Here is a 22,343-nt window from a genome sequence, read left to right as displayed (position 1 = left end):
TAGCAATAACAAATAAATAAGAAAATAAAGGAAGTACTTAAATGTATAAACTAGAGTTTTTTCCAGATAGTAACAATAGAAATAAAATAAAAACACCAAAATTATATTGGGAATACGGTGTAATAGCCGATCTTCAAAGTAAAATCCCACTATCTCCAGAGTTGATCCAAGAATTAACACAACACCTTATACCAGAAATACAATTAAAAATATGGCCTAAAAAAGGTGAGCCTTTAGTTAAATGTATTATAGATTGTATGAAAAAAGGATTTGTTAATAATCACCCAACTATCACCTTTATCTTAAATCCCGATATAAAATCAATGAGTTATCCTTTAATTTTCAATGCAGAGGATTATATTGCTCTTCCTCCTAAAAAGCCAAAATATGGACAAGAGGATCTTATTTATGCAATCTGCACACTACTGATGTTTCGTTATATAGAAGAAAACTTTGCGAAGCTTGATGATCACAGTGTTTTAATCAAGAAGTATCAGCAGGAAGGGACGGGCGTTACCAATCGGCTATTTCCTTTTGTACTCATTCAATATGCTTATATAGAAAATAATCTAATTCCAGAATTAGAAACTATAAAAAGCACTTGTGTTAGCCCAGCAGTAATTCGTGCTTGGGAAATCATTGAGAAAGAAGGGATTAAGCCATTTTTAGATGAGCTTAAAAACTATGAATTAAATCTTAATCAACAAGTTACAAGTAAGCCACTAGAAATTTAATGCTTTTTCTGGCTGATATAGCTTATTTTAGAATTAGAAGTTAGATGACAAAAATGTTAAATTTAATCAGAAAATTTAACATTTATTTTTTATCAACCATATTTAAAAATTAAGATTGTTCTAAACTACTATTTATACAAAGAGAGGGTTTTCGCTTATTGTAGACAACCATTGCTTCTATAAATGGAATTTAATGTAAATACTTGTTGGCTTATTCAAAATGAACTACCACCCAAATTATATAATTCAGCTCATTTATATATGAGCACTTATTAGACCTCTTAAATAACTTATAACATAGGTTATTAGATTGATGATTTAACCTAGGTAATATGTTGCACTTGTAGTAAGCACCTATCAAGGTATAATCAATATAAAAAGTTGTATGGAGCGAGGGAGTAAATGATTGCAAAAACACCATTGCATGCTAGCCACTTAGATTCGGGGGCTAGAATGGTTAATTTTCATGGCTGGGAAATGCCCTTACATTATGGTTCCCAATTAGAAGAGCACCATATTGTTCGTACTGATGCAGGCATGTTTGATGTCTCACACATGACAATTATTGATATTTTAGGCGCCGGCGGACGACAATTTCTGCGCAAACTGCTAACTAATGATGTCGACCAATTAGAGCATAGTGGCCGCGCTTTATATAGCTGTATGTGTAATGAACATGGAGGCATTATTGATGATCTTATTGCTTATCAACGTGCCCCAGATAATTACCGAATCGTGCTTAATTCTGCAACTCGAGAAAGAGATCTCGCCTGGATTCGTAAGAAAAGTGAAGGCTTTGCGGTAGGATTACAAGAACGTACAGAGCTAGCTATGCTTGCGGTACAAGGGCCTGAAGCAATAGCTAAAACGATGAGTATCTTAAGTCCTGCGCAAAGTGACGCCGTTTCAACACTCACGCACTTTGAATGTGTTGATGTCGATAACTCTTTTTTTGCTAGGACAGGTTATACAGGCGAAGACGGTCTAGAAATTATTGTTCTTGCGTCTGAAATTAATCAATTATGGTCTGATTTATTAAACGTTGGCGTTAAGCCATGTGGCCTAGGTGCTCGAGATACATTAAGACTTGAAGCAGGCATGCTTTTATATGACCAGGATATGGATGAGACTACAACACCACTGGAGTCAGGTCTAGCTTGGACTGTTAAATGGCAGCCAGAAGATCGAGACTTTATTGGCATGGGCGCTTTATTGTTTCAAAAACAACAGGGTATAAAACGTAAATTTGTTGGCCTAGTTACTAATGAAAAAGGGATCATGCGAACAGGTCAACGGGTAATAATTCCTGATTCACCTCATGAAGGCATCATAACTAGCGGTACTTATTCACCAACATTAGGAAAATCCATTGCCCTTGCTCGGGTACCGATAGAAACTCGACACGAAGCCTTTGTAGATATTCGAGGGAAACAGATTTCAGCTCAAGTAACTAAACCTAGATTTATTCGAAATGGTAAGCCTATATCAAGCTAAAATTAATACTAATTAAATTCTATAATTAAGGGGATAGGTTGATGTCAGATTTAAAATTTACGCGCACACATGAATGGGTCCAAATTGATGGCAATGAAGCCTTAATAGGTATTACCGATCATGCACAAACACTTCTAGGCGATTTAGTCTTTATTGATCTTCCCAAAGAAGGTGAAGAAGTTAGCGCTGGTGACGAGCTAGGTGTGGTAGAATCTGTTAAAGCTGCATCGGATTTTTATGCGCCAGTTAGTGGAACCGTTATTGAAGTTAACCAAGCTATTGTTAATGATCCAGCTCTGGTAAATACTGATCCTCATGGCGCTGGTTGGTTAGTAAAACTTCGTTTAAATGAAAATAGTGATTTGAGTGACTTACTTGATGCAGACCAATACGAAACTGAGATCGCTGAGGAAGATTAGTTATGCCTTACATTCCCCATACAAAAGAAGATGTCAAACGAATGCTAGAAACCATTGGTGTGTCTAGTACCGATGAATTATTTGATGAAATACCGAAACAACTCCACTTTCAAGGGTTCAAAGATATTCCCGTTGGTATCACTGAGATGCAAATGCTTCAAGAAGCATCTCATTTAGCTCAGGCGAACAATAACGGTATTTGCTTTTTAGGCGCCGGCTCTTATGACCATCATATTCCGGCAGCAGTATGGGATATTGCAAGTAGAGGCGAATTTCTAACTGCCTATACGCCTTATCAAGCTGAAGCAAGTCAAGGTACCTTGCAGCTGCTTTATGAATTTCAAACGATGATTGCTGAATTGACAGACATGGAAGTAGCGAATGCTTCCCTATATGACGGCGCAACAGCAGTAGCTGAAGCCATTTTAATGGCTATAAGACTTAACAAACATAGCAAAACCAATCGTGTTTTAGTTGCAGGAACCTTACATCCCTTTTATCGAGCGACAATTGAAACAGTTGCCCGCAACCAACATATTGAAATTATTAACTTACCTTTCGATTGTAAAACCGGCACTACAACTTTAGCTGACGTGGATAAATATACTAATCAGGATATTACAGCCTTAGTTATTGTGCAGCCAAACTTTTTCGGCTGTCTTGAGCCTGTTGATGAATTAACTGCCTGGGCAGCAAATAATAAAGCTATTTCCATTGCCTGCGTTAATCCTATTTCATTAGGCCTTTTAAAACCACCTGGCCAATGGGGCTCACATGGCGTTGATATAGTTTGTGGTGAAGGACAGCCTTTAGGCGCACCTATGGCTTCTGGCGGACCTTATTTTGGCTTTTTTAGCACACGTCTTGAACATGTACGACAGCTGCCAGGACGTTTAATTGGTAAAACAGTAGATAAAGAAGGTAATACAGGCTTTAGTTTAACTTTACAAGCTAGAGAACAACATATTCGCCGTGCAAAAGCTACTTCTAATATTTGTACAAACCAAGGCCTATTAGTAACGGCAGCTACAATTCACATGAGCTTACTTGGCCCAGCTGGCCTGCAGCAAGTTGCAGAACAATGTCATAAAAATACCCTAAAATTAGTAAAAGGACTTACCCAAATAAAAGGCGTTAAGCAAACTTTTACAGCCCCTTATTTTCATGAAGTATTACTGCAATTTGAAACGCCAGTAGAAAATATTTTGGATAAATTAAAAGCGCGTGGTATTGATGGTGGCTATCCTATACAAGCGCATTATCCTGAACTTAATAATACTTTACTTGTTTGTGCCACAGAAATGCGTACAGAACAAGAGATTAATTTTTATATCGATGAATTAAAAAGCATTTTAAAGTGAGGCTGTATGTTTATTATTCAATTAACTTATAAAACGTCCTTAACTGAAGTTGATAAATATCTTCAAGCGCACCGTGAATTCCTAGATTATTATTATAAGCAAGGCTTGCTAATTGCCTCTGGGCCAATGAAACCTCGTGTAGGCGGTATTATTATTGCTGCAAGCAATAATAAAGAATACCTTGAGTCTGTGTTTAAGAAAGACCCCTATTATTTAGCTGAAATCGCTGATTATGAATTTTTAGAATTTTCGCCTGTGATGTATTGCGAAAGCTTAAAACCATTTATTGAGGAAGCGGAGAGTATATTATGTTGATATTCGAACGTTCTCAGGCTGGGCGACAAGCAATAAGCCAAGCTCCGAGGCCTAACACAGAACCGCTGAGTATACCAGAGCAGTTTTTACGTAAAATACCTCCCCGGCTACCAAGTTGTTCTGAATTGCAGGTTGTACGTCATTATACTGGCTTATCACAAAAAAATTATGCCATTGATACAACCTTTATTCCTCTGGGCTCCTGTACAATGAAATATAATCCACGTGGGGTGCATAAAGCCGCCTCTATTGCAGGATTTGTGAATCGTCATCCCTTAGCGCCAGAAAAAGATAGCCAAGGTTATTTAGAAATTATTCATCAATTGCAATCTTATTTACTTGAAATTACCGGCATGAGTGGTGTTTCTTTAACACCGATGGCAGGCTCACAAGGCGAGTTTGCCGGTGTTGCTATGATTAAGGCATACCATCAATCCCGAGGCGATACTCAGCGTAATGAAATGATTATTCCTGACGCAGCGCATGGTACTAATCCGGCCTCAGCTGTTATGTGCGGCTTTAAAATTGTTGAAATTTCTACTGCTAAAGATGGTGATATTGATTTAGAGCAATTAAAAGCGAAAGTTGGCCCTAAAACTGCTGGGATTATGCTAACAAACCCATCAACCTTAGGTCTATTTATGCGGCAAATCACCGAAATTGCCGCGATTGTCCATCAGGCGGGTGGTTTACTTTATTATGACGGTGCTAATTTAAACGCTATTTTAGGGCGTGTGCGTCCAGGAGACATGGGCTTTGACGTCATGCATTTAAATTTACATAAAACCTTCGCAACCCCTCATGGAAGTGGCGGCCCCGGAGCTGGGCCTGTCGCGGTAAGTAAACGCTTATTACCTTATCTACCGCAACCCGTCGTTATCAAGGAAAATGAAACTTATCGATGGGCTACTAAAGCAGATTATCCTCAAAGTATTGGTAGATTATCTTGTTTTATGGGTAATGCAGGTATTTTACTACGTGCCTATTTTTATATTCGACTTTTAGGTAAAGAAGGATTATTACGCGTATCAGAATTTGCGACTTTAAATGCTAATTATTTATTAGCAGCATTAACCAAAGTAGGCTTTAACCCAGCTTATCCTCAAAGACGAGCTAGCCATGAATTTGTATTAACTTTAAGCCAAGAGAAAAAGCTTTTTAATATTACTGCAATGGATTTAGCAAAACGCTTATTAGATTATAGGTTCCATGCACCAACTACTTACTTTCCTTTGCTTGTACCTGAATGCTTACTCATTGAGCCAACAGAAACAGAATCTAAAGAAGAGCTAGATGCGTTTGTTGCTAGCATGGGATCAATTCGTAGGGAAGCGGAAGAGCAACCGGAACTGCTAAAACAAGCGCCCACTAAATTATCAGTTATGCGTTTAGATGATGTTAAAGCCGCTAGGGAGCTTGATCTAAATTATTTCAGCTCGCAACTCCAAGAATAATAAATCTTTATTGTGGCGACTATAATAGACTTCTTTCGAAATTCTACTGCGAGAGAGGTCTAATCAACCAATTATACCGCCAATTAATAGTCTAAATGGTAAATTTGTAGCTTTCTCTATTCTTCGTCTATAAATAAATATTTACTGACACCTAATGAAAACCCTTTTCTAAAAAAAAAAAATAAGTTATAACAGTTTTACTTACGTCAAGGATTGGCGGTTTAGGATTAACCCGGTGTAGATGTAATCATTAATTAATTTCAGGGAGCGAAATAATGAATACTAAAGTGTTCTCGCAACGATTTAATCGGGAGTTATCTTTATTAGGTTTTCCGGAAGAAATATCAGAAAAGACAAAAGCCGTTGCCAAAGTTTTTGGTGTAACTCGCCATCTTGCTAATGGCATGATTTTTGGCCAAATCTTGCCTTCTTCCGAGCAGTTAAATAAGATCGCTGAAGTACTTGAAGTTTGTCCTCAGTGGTTAAGCGGTGCCACCGACAGAAAAAAGGCCTTTTCTGTAAGAGAAGAAGAAAGCGTGTAGTTAATTATAAATTAAGCTATAATTTTGATAGTTTAAATTACTCCTGATAAATAAGTATTTATCAGGAGTCAAATTGTGTAAGGTTTTTGCCGTTATGGAGTGCTTAAGTTATTGCATTGCCAATTCAATTGATTTAACTCGTCTCGATCATTATTTTAAATCTTCAGCAAATTATTATCCGACGACTAAATCACGAGATGTTTTAAGAATTTCTCCAGTCAAACTACCTAATTCAACCATTTTCGCTTTTAAAAATGGTACAGTAGTTACATGGGGAATTAAACGTTATCAAGTCGACCCTTATCTTGATAAGATTCGTCAATTTGCAATCAGGCCAATTTCTGTTTTGGTACGAGATGAATTTACCTATAGAGTAAGTGATAAAACATCTATTGAGCCTCACGGCTTTTTTGATGTCGATTGTATTTCTCTTGATGCAGATATGGATAGTGATGAGCTTAAATTAAGTTTATCTTACGGCTTTTCACAGTCAGTAAAATTACAATATTTTGAAACCATTATTGAAGCATTAATTGAAAAATATTCGCCCGTCATTCAAGCACTATCCACAACAGGACAGATGCAAATACCACGTATGCAAATTCGGCAAATTATTGGCGAGATTCTAGGTGCTAAAAGTGAAATGAACTTAATTAGTAACTTTTTATATCATCCTAAATATTTCTGGCAACACCCTACCTTAGAAGAATATTATACAATGCTTGAGCGTTATTTACATATTCAGCGCCGGGTTAATGCTATTAATCATCGCTTAGATACTCTTAATGAGATTTTTGAGATGTTTAATAGTTATCTAGAAAATCGCCACTCTCATAACCTTGAAATTATTATTATCATACTTATTACAATTGAGATTATTTTTGCAGTACTTAATTTTCATTTTTAAATTAAATACTGTTTTTTCTGGAAATTATAATTATCTTCCCCTAATCTTTGAATAAGAAAATATAATTAACGTGAGTTCGCCATGAAAGAGACGAAGTCTCTTTTATGGCGCTAAGTGGCCGATATCCGTAAACAATTAAGTAATTTATACGTGATCTCGATAAATAGGCTAAATTTTATTAAATTGTATTAAGAGTTGTTATGCTTAAACGTAATAGTCAGCTAAGTACAACCCAGTTAGACCACGTTAGTAAATTAGCTGCGCTTTGCGCAATTCAAGATGGTGGTTTGCCAACGCTATATCACGATATTTTAATAAAAAAAAGAGAAACTGAAAGTAATGTTCTTTTATATGAAAACGATAAATTAATTGGATTTTTAGCCTTATATTTTTTTTATGAGCATGCTTGTGAGGCAAGCTTACTCATTGATCCTGCCCATCGCAATCAAGGCATAGCAACCAAGCTTTTCACTCAAATTATGTCATTGCTTAAACAAAAGAATATGAATGACGTTATTATTTCCTTTCCAGCATCTGCAATACTCCCTTGGCTAGAAGTATCAGGATTTAATTATCATCATAGTGAATACTATATGATGAGACACAGTGAGGAATCGTTATTAATTAGTAAGCCTCGATTATCTATACGTAAAGCAACTTTAGCCGACTTAACGGACTTATGTGCTATTGATGCATCCTGCTTTTCTGTCCATCAAAATATGACTGAGCGTTTTACTTATTTATTAAATGATATAAACAACACTATATTATTGGCTTTAAAGAATAAAACGCCTATAGGCAAAGCGCATATTCAATGGAAACCAGATATAGCCCATTTCTCAGATATCGCCGTTCTTCCTTCTTATCAAAGAAAAGGATTAGGCAGTGAATTACTAGCACATTGTATCAATGAGGCATTAAGTATGGGAAAAACAACTATCGATTTAAGTGTTGAAGCAAGCAATCAAAGAGCCCTAAAATTATATCAAAAGTATCATTTTAAAGTGAAAGATAAACAGGATTATTGGGCAATTAGTGTAGTAAAGTTACAAAATCTGTTGCCTTCCTTTCTTTATTAAAGTTCTTGCCTAACTTGTAGATTTTACTTTTTTCATTCTTAGATAATAGTTATGAATATTAAATGAATAGTAATTGCAATTACTGAGTATTGCTTTCAAAATCTAGCAAGTACATAATTTAATTTGATTTTGACATCCAGAAGACAAACTCTCTGCTATGTCATTAAAAGGATATTATCCCGTAATAAATGCTTAAGCGTTTAAATGGGAGCTAAATAAAAATAGGTTATGTCCAAATAGCAGTATTTACTTTGTTAATTTGGCTAAGCCCACTAACCTCTATCTTGCAAGAATAGCTTAAGGGTAAGGAATGAAAAAAAGGGTGGTAATCACGGGGATGGAAATTGTATCTTCTATTGGCAATGGTTTACAGCCATTCTGGCAATCAGCCATTGCAGGAAGATCTGGTATTAAACGGATTCAAAGTTATGATCCAAGCCCTTATCCTACACAAATCGGGGGAGAAATTACTGATTTTTCTTTAGAAGGAATAGAAAACTTAGAGAAATATAAGCGTTACCCGCGTGCTATTCAGTATGCTCTTTATTGTGCTTATCATGCCCTTATACAAGCCGGCCTTACTCCAACAGAATTGCAAACTGCAGGTACTTTCATAGGCACAAGTTTGGGCGGTACCCCAGAAATAGAATCAGCAGCTTACGACTTTTTTTTCAATCAAAGTTGGAAAAAAATTCCAGCTTTAAGTGTTTTACGTGCTATGCCTAATTCCATTGCTAATCATATTGCAATTGCCTTTGGTTTAGGTGGGCCTAATTCTACAATATCAAATGCGTGTGTTTCTTCAGCAGAAGCAATAGGTAGTGCTTATCAACATATTGCACAAGGTCGAATGGCTGCTGCAATATGTGGAGGAACAGAATCACTATTATGGGAAGCTATTATGGCTGCTTGGTGTAAGTTACGGGTAATGTCTGTTAAAAATGAGCAACCAGAGCTCGCTTGTAGCCCATTTTCTAAAAATCGCAGCGGTATGGTAATGGCTGATGGCGCAGGGATTTTAGTTTTAGAAGAATTTAAGCATGCTAAAGCGAGAGGCGCTAAAATTTTTGCAGAAATTATTGGCTTTGGAGCAAGCTGTGATGCTTATCATGTTACAGCCCCAAGTAGTCAAGGACAAGTGAGAGCCATCCATGCAGCACTTGATGATGCCAAACTATCAATTAATGATGTGCAATATATAAATGCTCATGGGACTGGGACACAATTAAATGATTTAACAGAAACAGAAACAATAAAAAATGTATTTGGGCAACGAGCTTATGAGATTCCAATCACTGCGCAAAAATCAATGACAGGGCACGCTATTGGCGCTGCAGGAGCGATGGAAATTATTGCAACAGCACTAAGTTTACAACACGATACTTTACTGCCTACCATTAATTTAACTGAAGCAGATCCTGCTTGTGATTTAGATTATGTTGCTAATTTTTCAAGAAGAAAGTTAATTGATATAGTCTTATCCAATCATTTTGCTTTTGGAGGCGCTAATGTCGCTTTGTTACTACGTCGAGGTATTTAAAGACTACAGTAGTCTTAAATAAGATTACATTGTTAATTATTCAATCGTCTTATACCCAATTTAGTAAACAAAAATCTAAAAACATGGTTCGCAAGTCATCCCGCAACGCGTTATAATCGATCCATTTGCGCAAACTAGAAGGTTAATTAATGAGTATTTCTCTATATGAAATAGCTAATATAGTGCAAGGTATAGTTATTGGTGCTGATGATATTATTGTATCTTCTTTATCGCCAATTGAAAATATTACTGCGGGCTCTCTTGTTTTTGCTGATGGCTTAGATAATTTACGACGAGCTGAGCAATCAGAGGCAGTAGCAATCCTTACTAGCCCCGAAGTTAAGTATTCAGTTAAACCCATTATTCAGGTTGCTCATCCTTTCCAAGCATTTATTCAATTATTAGATTTCTTTTATCCTCATACTAAGCCTGTAGCAAGTGTGCATCCAACTGCTATGATTGCTCCTGATGTCAAACTTGGAAAAGATGTTTTTATTGGTCCTTATGTAACTATTGAATCAGGTACCGTAATTGGTGATCAGTGTATTTTAAAAAGCCATGTAAGTATTGGGAAAAACGTGGTAATTGGCCAAAAAAGTACCTTACATTCTCATGTTACCATTTATGATGAAATGGAAATTGGTGAGCGCGTATGTATCCATGCATCTAGTGTTGTAGGCTCGGATGGATTTGGTTATACCTTTATAAATGGTCACCATTTAAAGGTTCCTCATAAGGGTAAAGTTATTATTGAAAATGATGTTGAAATTGGTGCAAATACTGTCATTGATCGCGCCACTTTAGGTGCAACGGTTATTGGTTTAGGGACAAAAATAGATAATCTTGTTCAAGTCGCACATTCTGTTAAGCTTGGCCAACATAATATTTTATGTGCCTTTACAGGTATTGCTGGTAGTACAGTAAGCGGTAATCATGTTATTTTTGCAGCCAACGTCGGTGTTAGTGATCATGTTCATATTGACGACGGTGTTATACTCGGTGCGCGTGCAGGGGTTCCACCTAAAAAGCACCTTAAAGCTGGTAATGTGTATTTAGGCAATCCGGCAAGGCCTAAAGAGAAAGCTCTTGAACAAGAATTAGGGGTAACTCGTATTGCCAGTATGCGTAAGAATTTACGTCTACTTAATGATAAAATAAATGAACTAAGTACTCGCCTAGAGCAATATGAGGCTACTGAATAATGTCTAGTTCTTTGCTTTTAATAGATGGTTCTTCTTATTTTTTCCGCGCTTTTCATGCCCTACCTCCTTTAACAAACTCAAAGGGTCAGCCAACAGGCGCTATTTACGGTGTAGCTAGCATGCTCAAGCGATTAATTAAAGATCACCAATGTGATCAAGTTGCTGTGGTTTTTGACGCGCCTGGTAAAACTTTTCGGAATGACTTATACCCTGAATATAAAGCGCATCGCATCGCAATGCCACCTGACTTATATGTACAATTTGCACCATTAATTGAGCTTTTAACCGCTATGGGATTGCCTCTATTAATTATCGAAGGCGTTGAAGCTGACGATGTTATTGGGACTTTATCCCGTCTAGCGACAGAGCAAGGTCAGCCGGTCATCATTTCCACCAGTGATAAAGATATGGCGCAATTAGTTAATGAACATGTAACTATTATAAATACTATGACTAACCAAGTCATGGATAGCGCAGCGATTAAAGAAAAATTTGGTGTCATGCCCGAGCAGTTTATCGATTACTTAACCTTAGTGGGTGATACCTCTGATAATATACCTGGCGTGACCAAATGTGGACCTAAGACAGCCGTTAAGTGGCTTGAGCAATATGAAAGTTTAGATAACCTATGTGCAAACTCCCATCTTATTACCGGTAAAATAGGAGAATATTTACGTAAAAGTTTAGATTTCTTACCTCTATCAAAGCAATTAGTTACGATAAAAACAGATGTAGAATTACCTTTAACATTAACCGATTTAAAAATTAAAAAAGAAGATAAGGAAAAATTAATTACTCTGGTACAGGCATTAGAATTTAAATCTTGGTTAAAAGAATTACTAGAAACTAAAGAATTGCAAGAGTCTACTGAAGAAGTCCACCAGCCAGATTTAAATATCGTTAACACGGAAGCAGAATTAAATAATTTTATAAAATTATTGCAATCTAGTTCACAAATTTACATAAAAACAGAAACCACTGATCCAAATTCTATTCATGCAAATATAGTAGGTTTATCGCTCGCTTTAGACGAACAACAAAATGTATATATCCCATTTCTTCATCAGGATCCCGAGATCAAATTAAATCCGCATGCCACTCTTGATTCTTTAAAATCTATTCTTGAGAATGAAAAAGTAAGTAAGATTGGGCACAATTTAAAATATGATTATAATATTTTAAAAAATTATGGCATCCATTTAGCCGGTATCCAGTTTGATACTATGCTTGCTTCCTACGTTTTAAATAGTACAGGGCAACACGATCTGAATACCTTAGCCTTAAAATATTTAGGTTGCAATACGATTACTTATGAAGGTGTTGTAGGAAAAGGGGTCAAACAACAGCAACTAAATCATGTTAGCCTTAATAAAGCTGCTACCTATGCAATAAGTCAAATTATAACTATTGTAGCGCTTCATAATAAACTTAATACCTTATTAGAATCACCTTTAGATACGGTATTTAAAGATATTGAAATGCCATTATTGCAAGTACTTGCGGAGATGGAACGACAAGGCGTGCTTATTGATATTCCTACTTTAGAGAAACATGGGCAAAGACTCAAATCTAGGCTAATCACCTTGGAGCAAGAAGCAAAGGAACTTGCTGGACGAATATTTAATTTAAATTCACCTAAGCAGCTACAAGAAATTCTTTTTGATGAATTAAATTTACCAATTCTTGCAAAAACACCTACAGGCCAGCCATCAACAGCAGAATCTGTATTACAAGAACTTGCTTACAATTATAAGCTACCAGCTATTATTTTAGAGTATCGTAGCTTAAGCAAACTTGTATCAACTTATATTGATGCATTACCTAAACGAGTTAAGCTAGAAACTATGCGTATTCATACCTGTTATAATCAAGCGATTACAGCAACAGGTCGTCTTTCATCCAGTGAACCTAATTTACAAAATATTCCTATTCGAAGTGAGGAAGGCCGTTTAATCCGTACCGCTTTTATAGCGCCACCTCAATATACCATGCTCGCAGCTGATTATTCACAAATCGAGCTACGTATTATGGCGCATTTATCAGCGGATCCTAACCTTTTAAAAGCATTTGCAAGTGGTTGGGATATTCATACAGCCACAGCCAGTGAAATCTTTCAAGTTAAACTTGATGATGTAACTTCTGAACAAAGGCGTCGGGCAAAGGCCGTTAACTTTGGGTTAATATATGGTATGTCTGCGTTTGGGTTAGCCAAGCAACTAGGTATTGATCGGCAAGACGCCCAATTTTATATGGATCGTTATTTTCAGCGTTATCCAGGTGTTTTGGACTATATGGAAAGAACACGCGAGCAAGCACATACGCAAGGATATGTAGAAACAATCTTTGGCCGTCGTTTATATCTACCTGATATTAATGTACGGAACTTAGCTAGGCAGAGAGCTGCCGAACGTATGGCTATTAATGCTCCTATGCAAGGTACTGCGGCAGATATTATAAAAAAAGCCATGATTGCAGTATTCAAATGGCAAACATCACTATCTAATCCTGACAGTGTACGTATGATCATGCAAGTTCATGATGAATTAGTGTTTGAAATTCAGCAGGATGCTATAGAATGGGCAAGAAATGAAATTCATCACTTAATGGAAAATGCTGTAGAACTTGTAGTACCTTTACAGGTTTCAATTGGTGTAGGAACAAATTGGGATGAAGCACATTAACTTTCATGTGCTCTCCTAGTTAAGCTGCCAACCTTAAATATATAAATGATCGACGCTTATCTGTTCTTTAGCAAAATTTTGTTCTTGTCTAATTAAGTAAGATAACGATCGAGCAATACGTTCTGGGCTAACAATTTTTTGCCAACAATGATAGTCATGAAAAGGTTTATTATGCAGGCGGAAAACATCAGCAAATGCCTGCCGCATAGTTTCTGAATTTGTCCAAGCAATAATAGGAATATATTTATAATTAGCCCAAATAGTATGAGCTAAAGCTGGACCATTACATTCTAATCCATCCGATGCTTTTAAATCACCATCTAAAATGATAAGGGTAGGAATACTGTTTTGTAAGTAAGCTAATGCCTGTAAGCTATCATTAACTACAGTAACATTGATTTGCGTATACAACACTTGTAATAAGCGAGTTAAACAAAACGCATTGAAAGTACTATCCTCAACAACTAACACTCGCATGAGAACTCCTTTTAATTGTTGTTAGGAGTATAATGTCTAAACCTTAAGGGAAGATTAAGAAATTGAATAAGCGTTTGAAAAAACAGAGCAAGTACATATTAAAAATTTAAAGCTTTATAAAAAAGTTAATTAGCATACTTATTTTTTAATATTCGCTTGCCCTAAAAACCTGATCGAAATTAATTATATTTAATATTTTGTTAAGCCAAAAATTGTACAATATATAAACACCCTTTAATCATGTTTTAATTTATGCCTCTAACTAGAAAAAAATTTGTTGAATTATGCAACCAAGCAATTTTCTATACACGAGATCACATTGCAATCAATAATCAAAAAAGCGGTTATCAAAAGTTTCACCGTGAAATTAAAGAAAATAATTATTTTTCAACTATTGCTCGTCCCCCTCTAAAGAATTCTCTGGAACATGCATATATTTATCGACATGATTTTATTGAATATACAGGTATAGGAAATTGTCATGAATTAGCAGACTATCTTCTAGTTGAAATCGGTAAGAGAATTGAGGCATATAATGCAACCGCAAGACTGCGTGTTGTTAAATCAAAAGAAGTCGACCATGTCTACATTGAAGTTCTTATTCAATTAGAGAATGAAATTGAGTTTTCTCGCTGGGAAGTCGATGCTTGGGATCCGCGCATTATAGATATAAGTACTCGCCCTGATGGGTCAATAAAAAATTCAGAGTATCTTAATTATGGGTATGAAGTTTCTGTTAAAAACTCAATTTATACCGACGAAATTAATTATAATCGGAAATATACCTTCTTTCATACGCCTAAACCCATACCAGGGCCACCTAATCAAGACGCAACACCAGAAAGAGAAATTCTCACTAAACACCCTGGCCTTTATAGGGATTACACTCTACAGAAAGCAATTGCGGCAGGAAAATTAGATGAAGATGGAAAAATTCACTATCTACAAAAAGCATCAGATTGGCAGTACTAAAGAAGTAATAAGATAGTTTAATTAATGAATAATATATTTATTGAAATAGTCTCCAGCCTTCCAGCTTGATGTGTAAAACACGCGCAAAAACATGTATTTTTAGAGATTATAAGGGTAGCTCTTTTTGGCGCCTTAGCAGGTGCGTAAATTATGTAGAGATAGAAGATTTTTGCTCTCACCATCGCGATATCCTCATAAATCCTTTCAATAAATATAACCTCTTTTCTGCTTCTATTAGCCTACTTCTATTACAGCAATCGCTTTCACCGGAGACTGCCTATTAATTTTTTGTCCTGCGCAAAGCTAAAAAAATTATTTTAATACTCAATATAAGGTAATAAATGCGTGATTAGTTTATCTTAATTAGTGACGGTAAAAGGGTAAACAATGCATTTTTTAGAGATTTAAATCAGAAATTAAAGTTTATCTTATGATTTTCTTATTTTTTCAATACAATTAGCAATAAAATATCTATTTAGTGGAGATAAATTAATGCAAGTAAAAGCAGCTGTAGCATATGCAGCAGGACAACCGCTAACTATTGAAATGATTGATCTTGATGGCCCTAAAGCGGGTGAAGTTCTGGTAGAGATTAAGGCAACAGGCGTATGTCATACCGATTTATTTACTTTGTCAGGTGATGATCCAGAAGGGCTATTTCCAGCTATCTTAGGCCATGAGGGTGCAGGCATTGTGGTAGAGGTAGGCACAGGCGTCACTTCCGTAAAACCTGGTGATCATGTTATTCCTTTATACACACCGGAGTGCCGTCAATGTGAATATTGTCTTTCTCAAAAAACAAATCTTTGCCAAGCAATACGTAGCACTCAAGGACAAGGGTTAATGCCCGATGGAACCAGTCGTTTTAGTATGAATGGTAAAAAATTATTTCATTACATGGGTACATCAACCTTTGCTAACTACACAGTATTACCAGAAATAGCTGTAGCAAAAATTCGTGAGGATGCTCCTTTTGAGAAGGTATGTTATATCGGCTGCGGTGTCACTACAGGTATTGGTGCCGTAATCTACACAGCCAAAGTTACGCCTGGTTCTAAAGTAGTCGTTTTTGGCTTAGGTGGTATTGGACTTAATGTCATTCAAGGAGCACGCTTAGTCGGGGCAGAGCAGATTATTGGTGTTGATATTAATCCAGAGCGTCAGATTCTAGCAAGAAAAATGGGCATGACTGATTTTGTCAATCCTAAAGAAATAGGTAATAAAGATTTAGTTGCCTACCTTGTTGAGCTTACTAAAGGTGGCGCTGATTATAGTTTTGAGTGCGTTGGAAACACGACTTTAATGCGCCAAGCCTTAGAATGCTGTCATAAAGGTTGGGGTGTTTCCACCATTATTGGCGTAGCTGGCGCAGGCCAGGAAATATCCACTCGACCCTTTCAATTAGTAACGGGTAGAGTATGGAAAGGTTCAGCATTTGGGGGCGCACGAGGACGTACGGACGTACCTAAAATTGTTGATTGGTATATGGATGGGAAAATTAATATTGATGATTTAATTACGCAGGTTATGCCTATAGAACAAATTAATGATGCGTTTGATTTAATGCACCATGGAAAATCAATTCGTACGGTAGTTACTTTTTAAATTTTTATATTGAGGTTGCATTTTAATGACTATGGAGCTTATTGAAGAACATTTTTGTTTTGGTGGATGGCAGCGTGTTTATGCTCATCAATCTATAACCACGCAATGCACTATGCGTTTTGGACTTTTCTTGCCGCCTCAAGCGACTAAACATCAAGTGCCAGTCTTATATTGGCTTTCCGGGTTAACCTGTAATGAGCAAAACTTTATTACCAAAGCAGGAGCGCAACGAGTTGCAGCTGAACTGGGTTTAGCACTTGTTGTTCCTGATACTAGCCCTCGCGGGATTAATTTACCTGGCGATCAAGACAATTATGACTTTGGTGTTAGTGCTGGATTTTATCTTGATGCCACCCAAACACCATGGTCAACATATTATCGCATGGCTACTTATATTCAGGAGGAATTACCTAAGCTTTTGCAAGCCTATGCGCCACTTAACGAAGAGGCCTGTGGAATTTTTGGTCATTCGATGGGAGGTCATGGCGCACTTACCTTGGCTTTAAAAAATCCAGAGCAATATCGTTCTGTTTCTGCTTTTGCGCCTATCTGTGCGCCAAGCCAGTCCCCTTGGGGACAAAAGGCATTCACCGGTTATTTGGGAACGAATAAAGCAATTTGGCAAGAATATGATGCCTGTGAATTAATTATGGCTAGAGGATGGCCTCATCAAGTTATTTTAATTGATCAAGGAAAACAGGATCCTTTTTTAGAAGAACAGTTAAAACCAAACCTATTTCAAGAAGCTTGTAAGCAGGCTGATGTTACGCTTAATCTACGGATGCAAGAGGGTTATGATCACAGCTATTATTTCATTGCTAGTTTTATCGAAGATCATTTACGTTTTCATGGAAAAAGATTAAAAGAAAAGTAAGCAGGGTTAAGTTAGCTGATGTACTAGACTTCTTTCGAAACTCGCAAGTGAAGTCCTTCTGATTTTCACTTGCTTAAAAATAATAGTTCAATATTGCTAATTAGCATGAGACTTAGCTTTAGAAGGTTGTAACGCCATTTGAGCTACCAACAATAACTTTGTCAGCTAAACGCTGAGCAAATAACCCATTTTCGACCACGCCGGGAATGATTTTAATTGCTTTTTCTAACGTTTGAGGTTGATTAATGGTTAAATTGTAAATATCTAAAATAATATTACCATTATCGGTAATAAAACCCTCACGATAAACCGGATCGCCTCCCAATGCTACAATTTCGCGTGCTACGAAACTGCGGGCCAGAGGTAATACTTCAACCGCAACTGGAAATTTACCTAGCTGTGAAACTACTTTTGCTTCATCAACAATACAAATAAACCGCTCGGCAGCAGTTGCTAAAATTTTTTCACGTGTTAAAGCGCCACCTCCACCTTTTATTGTTTCTCTTTGCTTATTTACTTCATCCGCGCCATCAATATAAAGTGGTAGTTCACCAGCAACATTTAAATCAATTACGGGAATACCAATAGCTTTAAGGCGAGTTTCAGTCGCTTTAGAGCTTGCAACACAGGCATCAATACGATGTTTAATATTTGCAAGTGCCTCTATTAAGAAATTGACGGTAGAACCTGTCCCTACACCTAAAATACTATTGTCCTCTATATAATCTAATGCAGCTATTGCAGCTTTTTGTTTTAATTCATTCATAATTATTACTACTATTAAAAATTTTAATTGTGTTTATACCAGTTATGGTTTTATTTTCCTGAAAGTCTACCAGTATAATATTTTTTTCCTAACTCAGATATTATACTGGTTATTAATAGCTACTGTAGTATTTGATTAATAGCAAACACTATAAAATAAATTATATCTAGTTAAGCGCTTACTGAACTGCAGGCGTCATTGTAGGTACTATTGGCGAATCTAAAGCACTTCCTGCTGTAGTACTTGCCTTAGGCGCTGTCATGGCTGCAGAACTTACACTGGAATTGCTAGTATTACTAGTATCATTAGATGTAGCTGCTTGTGCCGCATTTGTTGTTGTGTTAGCTGCCCTAGTCCTTATAACTGATGAGCCGTAAGTTGGATTACTTTCAACTCTAGATGTTCTCTTATTATATTTATAATTATTCTGAGAATTAATATTCTTAGGATTTGAATAATAAGGTCTATTATTATCGCCCCATAGACTTGGTAATGCATCACAACCTACAAGCAACAGTGGCGCGCCAAATAAAGCAGCATAAAAAGTCCCTATAAATAAATGATTTTTTTTCATAGTATCATCCTTGTTATTATTTATTTTAAAGTTTAGTCCTACTGTTAGCAGATGTAAAATTACGAATAAACTATAATTTATACTATCTACTTAATAGTATAAAAATGAGCTAAAACACAAATGTAAAAAAATAAACGGCTGGCTTTTATAACGGCATTTATAACGTCATCCACTAAGCTTTAAATAAGGCGCAAATGAAACAAGGCAAAGGATTGTACATAGGAGTACTGTACTTCGCCGAATGAGCTTGCAACGTATTATAAAGCTTAGTGGGTGACGCTATACTTCAAAGAATAAGTTTATAAGGGAAGATTATGTCATCGAACAAATATATTGATTACTTAAAAGATCTCTATGCAAACTATAGTGAAGATCGGATTGCCGTATTTGCTGCTGCCCTAGCTTATTATACTGCATTTGCATTAGCCCCCTTTCTAATTATTTGTACCTCCGTAGTAGGCTTAGTTTATAGTCATGATGCAGCCCAAGGACAAATAATTGATCAAATTCGTTCATTAGTAGGCAAAGATAGCGCTGATTTAATTCAAACAATGATTGTCAATGCTAGTAAGCCTAGCTCTGGCATCACAGCACAAATTGTAAGTATTATTCTTTTAATTATTGCAACTTCAGGGGTATTTGGACAAATACAGATGGGTTTAAACTATATTTGGGGTGTTGAGCCTAAACCAGGACGCGGCGTATGGGGAATTATAAAAGATAGATTTTTATCATTTACTATCGTATTAGGTGTCGCTTTCTTATTGCTTGTATCACTGATTTTAAGCGTTGTAATTACTTTTATGAGTGATTATTTAAGCCACATATTACCAGGAGGCGATTTAATTGCCTGGGGTTTAAATTTTGCTATTTCGTTAGCTGTAATTACTCTTTTATTTGCTATGATTTTTAAAATTCTACCCGATGTAGAATTAACGCTGCGCGATGTTATTTGGGGCGCGTTTTGGACAGCTGTTTTATTTACTATTGGTAAGACGTTATTAGGTATTTATTTAGGACAAAGCCATGTTGCCAATGCTTTTGGCCCGGCCGGCTCACTCATTGTTATTCTAATTTGGGTTTATTACACAGCTCAAATCCTTTTTATTGGCGCGGAATTAACCAAAATGCATGTAACTAAACATGGAAAAAAGGTTAAGCCTGATGTTGATGCTTATGTTAAAGAAGAAGAAAAACAACATTTAACAAATAATTCATAAAAGTTACTAATTTTAATATGCGGCAATCTTTTTGACCGTTATACTATTTTTATATTTATTATTCATGGTCCAATTATGATTTATCAAAATATTCTTGAAACGATAGGTAAGACGCCAATAATAAAAATTAATCGACTCAGCGAAGGACTTGCCTGCGAGCTTTATGTAAAATGTGAATTTTTTAATCCAGGTGGTTCCGTTAAAGATCGGATTGGCTATGAAATGGTAAAACAAGCTGAGCGTGATGGTGTCATCAAACCAGGTGATACTTTAATTGAGCCAACCTCGGGTAATACGGGAATAGGCATTGCGTTAGCAGGCGCTGTTTTAGGGTATAATGTGATTATTACTATGCCTGAAAAAATGAGTCAGGAAAAACAGTTTGTTTTAGAACGCTTAGGCGCAACGATTTATCGAACCCCTACTGAAGCTGCTTGGAATGATCCTGATAGTCATATTTCGCTTGCAAAAAAATTACAACAAGAAATTCCTAACGCGCATATTTTAGATCAATATGCCAATCCCTATAATCCTAATGCCCATTATTATGGTACAGCTCAAGAAATTATTGATGATTTTGGTACTGATTTACATATGGTTGTTGCAGGTGTAGGTACTGGGGGAACAATCACCGGTATTGCTAAGCGTTTAAAAGAATTTAATCCAGATATCAAAATTATTGGTGTTGATCCTATAGGTTCAATTTTAGGAGGAGGCCAAGAAGTTAAACCTTATCATGTAGAAGGGATAGGTTATGATTTTTTTCCTGAAGTATTGGATAATAAATTAATCGATGGGTACATTAAAATTAATGATACAGATTCTTTTATAACTGCTAGACGCCTAATTCGTGAAGAAGGCCTCCTCATTGGTGGCTCAAGTGGCGCTGCAATGTGGGGTGCTTTGCAAGCCGCTAAAACATTAAGTAAAGGCCAGAAATGTTTAGTAATTCTGCCGGACTCCATTCGAAATTACATGTCTAAGTTTGTAAGTGATACTTGGATGAAAGCGGAAGGTTTTTCTGTTTCTTAAGTTTAGCCCTGATTTAGCATAGATTTATGTGGCGCTCTTTCTAGGGAATCGGAAATAGAATCTGCATTTAGCTGGCCAATACTAATTGCTCGTGCTAACGCATGAATAAGGCCTTGGGTAACAGAACTCTCAAAGTTATATGTCTGAGTGGTGTCTTTAACTAAGCCTTTTTGTTTCTGATGCTGCGCATTTTTTATTGCACTAAAGAAATTTTCATAACCATGTTCTATACCAATATATTTACTATTAATACGACCCTCTAAATAGTCACTATGTTTCATTCCTTCAATATAGACATCTATTAATTCATCTACAGAGATTTCATTGTCATTAATGAGATTTTCTAACCAGACTTTATTCTTTTCAAAATCCTGTATTAAACGCTGATCTTCGGCATTAATACGCTCTAAAATAGTTTCTAAAGGGGGATCCATTACTTCATATTCTTTTGGCTGTAATGGATTCGTATCAGCAGGAAGGGCTTGAAACCTATTAATATTCCGTAAATAAGGCTTATAGTGCTTTTTTTCTACCTGAATTATAATACCTTCAGGCTGGTTCAATTGCGATCTTGGACCATATTCTGTTTTTAGAGCTAATTTTTTTCTCCATCAACAAAATTCACGGTAATAGAAATATTTAACGCTTCTGCTAAAGCAGCAATAGCGGTTTCATCAATCCAAGTATTTGGTTGGCGCATTTGTTGGGCAGTAGCTGATATATCTCCATCGTCATCTATAAATGCACCACGATACCGCTCTGGATTATTAGATATTTTATCTACAGCAATCTGTCTTAAAGTATAAGCAAATTCGGTTAAAAATTTTGACATTGCGCTAGGTCTATCAATAAGCTGCAGTAACCTTTCAATCGGCGTTAATAAGCCTGCTGCCTGCGGTAAATTAAAATATTTACTATGCTGCTCTAAAATTGCAACGAGCAAGGGTTGGTTTAACCTACGTCGAGTTAAGACATTATCGATAATGGCTGCAGCTATAGCACGAAAGCCACAATCTCCGTTTTTACTGCCAACGTCGACAAAAGCTCGATGTGGAAAAGTTCCCTGACTTATGAAAAAGTTAGTTGCCATAACCC

Annotated in this window: 22 protein-coding genes; 17 read left to right on the top strand and 5 right to left on the bottom strand. The window is 36.3% G+C overall.

The features are described 5' to 3' along the window. Positions 1-41: 41 nt before the first annotated feature. The 12 genes from E1P04_RS06505 (at position 42) to polA (ending at position 13,728) form a co-directional block, all read left to right on the top strand. Entirely contained in the window at positions 42-734 is a 693-nt protein-coding gene (locus tag E1P04_RS06505; protein ID WP_131782106.1) for a hypothetical protein, read from the top strand. Positions 735-1,136: 402 nt separating this feature from the next. Next, positions 1,137-2,228: a glycine cleavage system aminomethyltransferase GcvT gene (gene gcvT, locus E1P04_RS06500; RefSeq protein WP_131782105.1), complete on the top strand. Its 1,092-nt coding sequence runs from the start codon at positions 1,137-1,139 to the stop codon at positions 2,226-2,228. Between the two features lie 41 nt (positions 2,229-2,269). Next, entirely contained in the window at positions 2,270-2,647 is a 378-nt protein-coding gene (gene gcvH / locus E1P04_RS06495; RefSeq protein WP_131782104.1) for a glycine cleavage system protein GcvH, read from the top strand. A 2-nt stretch (positions 2,648-2,649) separates the two neighbouring features. Next, the gene (gcvPA, locus tag E1P04_RS06490; RefSeq protein ID WP_131782103.1) at positions 2,650-4,008 is read left to right on the top strand and encodes an aminomethyl-transferring glycine dehydrogenase subunit GcvPA; all 1,359 of its coding nucleotides are present in this window, start codon (positions 2,650-2,652) and stop codon (positions 4,006-4,008) included. Positions 4,009-4,014: 6 nt separating this feature from the next. Then, positions 4,015-4,323 (top strand): YciI family protein, encoded by a 309-nt coding sequence (locus E1P04_RS06485; protein ID WP_131782102.1) that lies wholly within the window; start codon positions 4,015-4,017, stop codon positions 4,321-4,323. After that, positions 4,317-5,777 (top strand): aminomethyl-transferring glycine dehydrogenase subunit GcvPB, encoded by a 1,461-nt coding sequence (gene gcvPB, locus E1P04_RS06480; RefSeq protein ID WP_131782101.1) that lies wholly within the window; start codon positions 4,317-4,319, stop codon positions 5,775-5,777. The genes E1P04_RS06485 and gcvPB overlap by 7 nt, the downstream gene beginning before the upstream one ends. A gap of 275 nt (positions 5,778-6,052) precedes the next feature. Next, positions 6,053-6,319: a hypothetical protein gene (locus E1P04_RS06475; protein WP_115329625.1), complete on the top strand. Its 267-nt coding sequence runs from the start codon at positions 6,053-6,055 to the stop codon at positions 6,317-6,319. A gap of 73 nt (positions 6,320-6,392) precedes the next feature. Continuing rightward, positions 6,393-7,226 (top strand): RMD1 family protein, encoded by an 834-nt coding sequence (locus E1P04_RS06470; protein WP_242604396.1) that lies wholly within the window; start codon positions 6,393-6,395, stop codon positions 7,224-7,226. A gap of 200 nt (positions 7,227-7,426) precedes the next feature. Continuing rightward, entirely contained in the window at positions 7,427-8,305 is an 879-nt protein-coding gene (locus E1P04_RS06465) for a GNAT family N-acetyltransferase (RefSeq protein ID WP_131782100.1), read from the top strand. Between the two features lie 310 nt (positions 8,306-8,615). After that, the gene (locus E1P04_RS06460) at positions 8,616-9,845 is read left to right on the top strand and encodes a beta-ketoacyl-[acyl-carrier-protein] synthase family protein (RefSeq protein ID WP_131782099.1); all 1,230 of its coding nucleotides are present in this window, start codon (positions 8,616-8,618) and stop codon (positions 9,843-9,845) included. A gap of 149 nt (positions 9,846-9,994) precedes the next feature. Then, positions 9,995-11,047 carry a UDP-3-O-(3-hydroxymyristoyl)glucosamine N-acyltransferase gene (lpxD, locus tag E1P04_RS06455; RefSeq protein WP_131782098.1) on the top strand — a complete coding sequence of 351 codons (1,053 nt, stop codon included), beginning with the start codon at positions 9,995-9,997 and terminating at the stop codon, positions 11,045-11,047. Further along, complete coding sequence (gene polA, locus E1P04_RS06450) at positions 11,047-13,728, top strand: DNA polymerase I (protein ID WP_131782097.1); 2,682 nt, start codon at positions 11,047-11,049, stop codon at positions 13,726-13,728. Before lpxD ends, polA begins: the two co-directional genes overlap by 1 nt. Before the next feature lie 33 nt (positions 13,729-13,761). Here the strand turns inward: polA and E1P04_RS06445 are convergent, their stop codons facing one another. Continuing rightward, the gene (locus tag E1P04_RS06445) at positions 13,762-14,205 is read right to left on the bottom strand and encodes a response regulator (protein WP_131782096.1); all 444 of its coding nucleotides are present in this window, start codon (positions 14,203-14,205) and stop codon (positions 13,762-13,764) included. A 252-nt stretch (positions 14,206-14,457) separates the two neighbouring features. Between E1P04_RS06445 and E1P04_RS06440 the strand changes: the two genes are divergently transcribed. The 3 genes from E1P04_RS06440 (at position 14,458) to fghA (ending at position 17,656) form a co-directional block, all read left to right on the top strand. After that, a complete protein-coding gene (locus tag E1P04_RS06440; protein ID WP_131782095.1) occupies positions 14,458-15,177 on the top strand; it encodes a hypothetical protein in 720 nt (239 codons plus the stop codon). Positions 15,178-15,669: 492 nt separating this feature from the next. Further along, the gene (locus E1P04_RS06435; protein ID WP_131782094.1) at positions 15,670-16,782 is read left to right on the top strand and encodes an S-(hydroxymethyl)glutathione dehydrogenase/class III alcohol dehydrogenase; all 1,113 of its coding nucleotides are present in this window, start codon (positions 15,670-15,672) and stop codon (positions 16,780-16,782) included. 25 nt (positions 16,783-16,807) lie between these two features. Continuing rightward, positions 16,808-17,656: an S-formylglutathione hydrolase gene (gene fghA, locus E1P04_RS06430; RefSeq protein ID WP_131782093.1), complete on the top strand. Its 849-nt coding sequence runs from the start codon at positions 16,808-16,810 to the stop codon at positions 17,654-17,656. Positions 17,657-17,774: 118 nt separating this feature from the next. On the opposite strand, the gene rpiA is transcribed toward fghA, so the two are convergent. Both rpiA and E1P04_RS06420 read right to left on the bottom strand, forming a co-directional pair. Continuing rightward, positions 17,775-18,422: a ribose-5-phosphate isomerase RpiA gene (gene rpiA, locus E1P04_RS06425; protein ID WP_131782092.1), complete on the bottom strand. Its 648-nt coding sequence runs from the start codon at positions 18,420-18,422 to the stop codon at positions 17,775-17,777. A 178-nt stretch (positions 18,423-18,600) separates the two neighbouring features. Continuing rightward, complete coding sequence (locus tag E1P04_RS06420) at positions 18,601-18,996, bottom strand: hypothetical protein (RefSeq protein ID WP_131782091.1); 396 nt, start codon at positions 18,994-18,996, stop codon at positions 18,601-18,603. 314 nt (positions 18,997-19,310) lie between these two features. On the opposite strand from E1P04_RS06420, the gene E1P04_RS06415 reads away from it, so the two are divergent. Both E1P04_RS06415 and E1P04_RS06410 read left to right on the top strand, forming a co-directional pair. Further along, positions 19,311-20,216, top strand: a complete 906-nt coding sequence (locus E1P04_RS06415; protein ID WP_131782090.1) for a YihY/virulence factor BrkB family protein — start codon at positions 19,311-19,313, stop codon at positions 20,214-20,216. Positions 20,217-20,291: 75 nt separating this feature from the next. After that, the gene (locus E1P04_RS06410) at positions 20,292-21,248 is read left to right on the top strand and encodes a pyridoxal-phosphate dependent enzyme (protein WP_131782089.1); all 957 of its coding nucleotides are present in this window, start codon (positions 20,292-20,294) and stop codon (positions 21,246-21,248) included. Positions 21,249-21,250: 2 nt separating this feature from the next. Here E1P04_RS06410 and E1P04_RS06405 read toward each other — a convergent pair whose 3' ends face one another. Then, positions 21,251-21,811 (bottom strand): hypothetical protein, encoded by a 561-nt coding sequence (locus E1P04_RS06405; protein ID WP_131782088.1) that lies wholly within the window; start codon positions 21,809-21,811, stop codon positions 21,251-21,253. Positions 21,812-21,843: 32 nt separating this feature from the next. Continuing rightward, complete coding sequence (locus E1P04_RS06400; protein WP_131782087.1) at positions 21,844-22,338, bottom strand: hypothetical protein; 495 nt, start codon at positions 22,336-22,338, stop codon at positions 21,844-21,846. Positions 22,339-22,343 lie beyond the last annotated feature (5 nt).

Origin of the sequence: Legionella gresilensis (assembly GCF_900639865.1) — a bacterium.
In the GTDB taxonomy this organism is placed as follows: Bacteria; Pseudomonadota; Gammaproteobacteria; order Legionellales; family Legionellaceae; genus Legionella_C; species Legionella_C gresilensis.
The sequence above is the reverse complement of the archived record's forward strand: the minus strand, read 5'-3'. Positions and strand labels throughout refer to the sequence as shown.

Coding starts and splice junctions, on each gene's coding strand:
- E1P04_RS06445 (WP_131782096.1), bottom strand. CDS start 14,205: ATGCGAGTGTTAGTTGTTGAGGATAGTACTTTCAATGCGTTTTGTTTA.
- E1P04_RS06410 (WP_131782089.1), top strand. CDS start 20,292: ATGATTTATCAAAATATTCTTGAAACGATAGGTAAGACGCCAATAATA.
- fghA (WP_131782093.1), top strand. CDS start 16,808: ATGACTATGGAGCTTATTGAAGAACATTTTTGTTTTGGTGGATGGCAG.
- E1P04_RS06420 (WP_131782091.1), bottom strand. CDS start 18,996: ATGAAAAAAAATCATTTATTTATAGGGACTTTTTATGCTGCTTTATTT.
- E1P04_RS06440 (WP_131782095.1), top strand. CDS start 14,458: ATGCCTCTAACTAGAAAAAAATTTGTTGAATTATGCAACCAAGCAATT.
- gcvPB (WP_131782101.1), top strand. CDS start 4,317: ATGTTGATATTCGAACGTTCTCAGGCTGGGCGACAAGCAATAAGCCAA.
- E1P04_RS06435 (WP_131782094.1), top strand. CDS start 15,670: ATGCAAGTAAAAGCAGCTGTAGCATATGCAGCAGGACAACCGCTAACT.
- gcvT (WP_131782105.1), top strand. CDS start 1,137: ATGATTGCAAAAACACCATTGCATGCTAGCCACTTAGATTCGGGGGCT.
- E1P04_RS06400 (WP_131782087.1), bottom strand. CDS start 22,338: ATGGCAACTAACTTTTTCATAAGTCAGGGAACTTTTCCACATCGAGCT.
- E1P04_RS06475 (WP_115329625.1), top strand. CDS start 6,053: ATGAATACTAAAGTGTTCTCGCAACGATTTAATCGGGAGTTATCTTTA.
- E1P04_RS06505 (WP_131782106.1), top strand. CDS start 42: ATGTATAAACTAGAGTTTTTTCCAGATAGTAACAATAGAAATAAAATA.
- E1P04_RS06465 (WP_131782100.1), top strand. CDS start 7,427: ATGCTTAAACGTAATAGTCAGCTAAGTACAACCCAGTTAGACCACGTT.
- polA (WP_131782097.1), top strand. CDS start 11,047: ATGTCTAGTTCTTTGCTTTTAATAGATGGTTCTTCTTATTTTTTCCGC.
- rpiA (WP_131782092.1), bottom strand. CDS start 18,422: ATGAATGAATTAAAACAAAAAGCTGCAATAGCTGCATTAGATTATATA.
- lpxD (WP_131782098.1), top strand. CDS start 9,995: ATGAGTATTTCTCTATATGAAATAGCTAATATAGTGCAAGGTATAGTT.
- E1P04_RS06460 (WP_131782099.1), top strand. CDS start 8,616: ATGAAAAAAAGGGTGGTAATCACGGGGATGGAAATTGTATCTTCTATT.
- gcvPA (WP_131782103.1), top strand. CDS start 2,650: ATGCCTTACATTCCCCATACAAAAGAAGATGTCAAACGAATGCTAGAA.
- E1P04_RS06415 (WP_131782090.1), top strand. CDS start 19,311: ATGTCATCGAACAAATATATTGATTACTTAAAAGATCTCTATGCAAAC.
- E1P04_RS06485 (WP_131782102.1), top strand. CDS start 4,015: ATGTTTATTATTCAATTAACTTATAAAACGTCCTTAACTGAAGTTGAT.
- gcvH (WP_131782104.1), top strand. CDS start 2,270: ATGTCAGATTTAAAATTTACGCGCACACATGAATGGGTCCAAATTGAT.